The following is a 1,465-nucleotide window of genomic DNA, read 5'->3' as shown; positions in this document are numbered from 1 at the left end:
TGGCGTTAATGCCCCCGGTGCATATAACCAGTGAATACTTTGATCGTAAGCCGCCGTGCCATCAGCATAGATCGGCACTTCTTCTATCAGCTGATCGCCACTCCACAGGTATTCATAACCCACCTGGCCGGTTTTCTCTGATGCCGTCGGTTCATCACCTTGAGTTGAAATGGCTGGCGCGTTGCTGACCAACCGCAATTTCCGAATTCGCCGCCCAAATGCGTCGGCCAACGAATAAATCAAAACTACCGTATACATTACGTATATTCTTGCCAACGCCATATTGTGCAATGATCCAGATGAAGGTTGGTAAGTGGTTTTATAAAATATTAGACGTTAATACAACGTGATAATATTCACCAAACTATATGATAATAAAATTAAAATATAACCAAGTCAGAACGGACGGATAGTAATATTAGTCTCTAATGAAGAAGATATTGGGCGGCTATTATTGGAGGTGGGCGCTCCCCCCATATTGGCACGGACTGGCGACAGGATAACGGCGAACTGTATCTGGCGGGGGAATGACTGACGCAGAGCGGCCGGGCCGGGCAACCGCTGGCGATCAGCGTGATGCACGGTCAGGTGGTTATTCAAGTTCAGCAGAATAATATATCTGCGTAACAATAGATAAAAATAGCCGTAAAAATCCAGAGAGGATCTTTACGGGCTTTTATATTATTTTTTATTACTGTATCGACTTATCCATCCATCTTCTGTAAACAACTCACCTGATAACCCGTCACTTACTTCTATAACATTAACATCTGACATTAATATTTTTTTATCTTCATCTTCTTCAAACATAAAAAGAAAATTAAATATAGTATTATCAATGCACTCAGTAATTAAATCTTTAATTACATCTTTCTGCTTATCATCAAACGTTGATAATAAATTATGTAGTTCTAAAGCTCTTTGTGATTTTAACGTCCCTGACTGGATTTTATCAAATCTATCAATGGAACGATCACGAACCATATGCATAACGGCACAACCAAACTCATCCAAAATCTCTTTATTCGTCATAGTTACACCCTATTGATACCAAGGAATATTTGAGGGGGAAAGTGCACCTTGAGAACGTAAATTCCATAATGATTGAGCAACAAGGTCTCTTGCTTGCTGTGTTGTTGCGCCCCCTGCCTCTAATGCATTGACTGCTATTTTCGTGTGTTCGCTAAAAGAATTAGAACGCCCACTATTATAAAGATTTTTGAACGCCTGTCTTTGATATGAGGTCATAGCCTGATGGTCTAATCCCATCTTATCCATATAATCTTGGCTAATTGAAAATCCTTTTTTAGGATCATACTTGGCGTTATTTTTAAACCCTGCTTTAGCATGTACGTGATGGCCACCAACATCTTTATATTCACCAACGCCACATTTTGCCAACCCAAGCGGATCCACCCACCCCAGCGGGTTATGCACATACCCATACGGATTATTGCCACCCGCC

4 protein-coding genes are annotated in these 1,465 nt (G+C 41.0%); all 4 read right to left on the bottom strand.

Going from position 1 to position 1,465, the window contains the following annotated elements:
• On the bottom strand, positions 1 to 258 hold a 258-nt coding region (locus YALDO0001_RS22120), incomplete at its 3' end, for a hypothetical protein (RefSeq protein WP_042840650.1).
• Between the two features lie 138 nt (positions 259 to 396).
• Complete coding sequence (locus YALDO0001_RS21560) at positions 397 to 630, bottom strand: hypothetical protein (RefSeq protein ID WP_042840649.1); 234 nt, start codon at positions 628 to 630, stop codon at positions 397 to 399.
• A gap of 51 nt (positions 631 to 681) precedes the next feature.
• Positions 682 to 1,032 (bottom strand): hypothetical protein, encoded by a 351-nt coding sequence (locus YALDO0001_RS19310; protein ID WP_004705635.1) that lies wholly within the window; start codon positions 1,030 to 1,032, stop codon positions 682 to 684.
• Positions 1,033 to 1,041: 9 nt separating this feature from the next.
• On the bottom strand, positions 1,042 to 1,465 hold a 424-nt coding region (locus YALDO0001_RS19305), incomplete at its 5' end, for an RHS repeat-associated core domain-containing protein (RefSeq protein ID WP_217283971.1).

Source organism: Yersinia aldovae ATCC 35236 (assembly GCF_000173735.1).
Lineage (GTDB): Bacteria > Pseudomonadota > Gammaproteobacteria > Enterobacterales > Enterobacteriaceae > Yersinia > Yersinia aldovae.
Note: the sequence above shows the minus strand (reverse complement) of the source record. Positions and strands in the feature narration are given on the sequence as shown.

Coding starts and splice junctions, on each gene's coding strand:
- YALDO0001_RS19310 (WP_004705635.1), bottom strand. CDS start 1,032: ATGACGAATAAAGAGATTTTGGATGAGTTTGGTTGTGCCGTTATGCAT.